General features: G+C 41.2%; 1 protein-coding gene. It reads left to right on the plus strand.

The features are described from left to right. A partial coding sequence (locus AB0H81_RS44975; RefSeq protein WP_358388795.1) for a hypothetical protein occupies positions 1 to 1,053 on the plus strand: 1,053 nt, incomplete at both ends.

Below are 1,053 nucleotides of genomic sequence, written 5' to 3' on the forward strand. Positions count from 1 at the left end.
CGCAATGTATTCAGTGTACTTTGTTTCAATGCCAAAACCTTGTATCCGGATGGAGATTATCCGGCTGAGTTCTTAGGCAATCTTTCTGAAGTTGTCGCTAAAAAGGAAATAGCAGATGTTGTAGCTTCGGAGGATAAAACATCAATTCAAGCACAAGATATTGAAGTTAAGTCAGCCAACACCAAAGACAAAATGGATTTTCTGTCTATTCAACCGGAAATGACAGAACAGCCTTCCCAACCCGAAAAAAATCAAACTGAGACAGCGAACTCTGCTTTTGACAACAGTAAGAACTCACCTGCTCCAGAGAAAAATAGATCTAGTGAGTCAGAAAAAGCAGCAACCCCGAATAAACCGAATTACAGCTCAATTGATAATTTAATCGAAAACTTTAACCTGATAGAACCTGATTCAGAACAAACAGAATCAACCAATTTAGAAGCTGAGACAGCAGTAAATGCCGTTAGCCCGATTCAGGAAAATATAAGCGTAGAAGTTGAAACTGAGACAGTAGCCAAACCTCACACTGAGGTGAAAGACACTGAGACAGATAAAACTCCAAAAACAATTAAATCGGGTACCAAAGCAGGTCGCAAAAAACTTGCCGACCTTTTCGCAGACGATCGTAAACCTGTTGAGAAAACAGCTGATCCTGAATCAGAACATGGACAGATTAAAACAACTGAAACAGTAACTTATCAAATTGATACTGAAGCAATTTCATTGCCCGAATCTGAATCAGCACAAAATGGTATGCGTGAACTGGAGCAGCTAAGACTAAAAGAACCTACATCTAGTCCACGCCCGGTTCAAGTCATGGATGACTCTCAAGGTTTAGATAGCCTTGCAAGCGGAGCCAAGAATATGGCCGAACTCGAAGCCTTAGTTTCTGAACGTAATTTGAAAAAGCAATCAGAAACAGAGTCAACCGAAATAGTCGAGGATTCAGTCAAAGCCAAACATTTGGAGGCCAGGGACCGTGGAATGCAGTTTTTACGATGGCTGGTAGATGGTTTAGGAGATGGCAGCATAGCTGTCAATAGAAGTGGTGCA

The sequence above is a fragment of the Nonomuraea sp. NPDC050691 genome (assembly GCF_040654455.1).
Lineage (GTDB): Bacteria > Actinomycetota > Actinomycetes > Streptosporangiales > Streptosporangiaceae > Nonomuraea.